Origin of the sequence: Pseudomonas brassicacearum (genome assembly GCF_003732265.1) — a bacterium.
Classification (GTDB): Bacteria; Pseudomonadota; Gammaproteobacteria; order Pseudomonadales; family Pseudomonadaceae; genus Aquipseudomonas; species Aquipseudomonas brassicacearum_D.
The window spans coordinates 1-484 of the sequence record NZ_MOBK01000156.1; the positions used below are offsets into that span (position 1 = coordinate 1).

The window sequence follows — 484 nt, forward strand, 5'->3', positions numbered from 1 at the left end:
TTCAAGGTTCGAACTCCGACGACATTTTCATCAGTGGCGCAGCCGCCGATACGTTCGATGGCTCGATGGGCAACAACGACACCGTTGATTACTCGGGTTCGGCAAGCGGTGTGACGGCGAGCCTGCTCAGTGGCGCGGTCGGTGTCGGCGGTGATGCGCAGGGCGACCGACTGTGGAACATCGAAACCGTGATCGGCTCGTCATTTGGCGACTCGCTGACTGCGAGCCTTGCAGGCAACAAACTGATCGGCGGCGCGGGCAACGACGTGTATTTCGTCAATGGCTCGGCAGTCAACGTGATCGAAACCGCCGGCGGCGGCGATGACGAAGTACGCACCGTGGTTACCAACCTGCGTCTGGCCGATAACGTCGAGCGTCTGACTTACGTCGGCAACAGCAGTTTTGTCGGGTTCGGCAACGGTCTGGACAACGTCATCACTGGCGGCGCCAACAACGACACCCTGTCGGGTGGTGCAGGCGCTGA

The 484-nt window shown here is 60.7% G+C and carries 1 pseudogene; it reads left to right on the forward strand.

The features are described 5' to 3' along the window. Positions 1-484: pseudogene (locus BK660_RS30555) on the forward strand (calcium-binding protein); the annotation flags it as partial.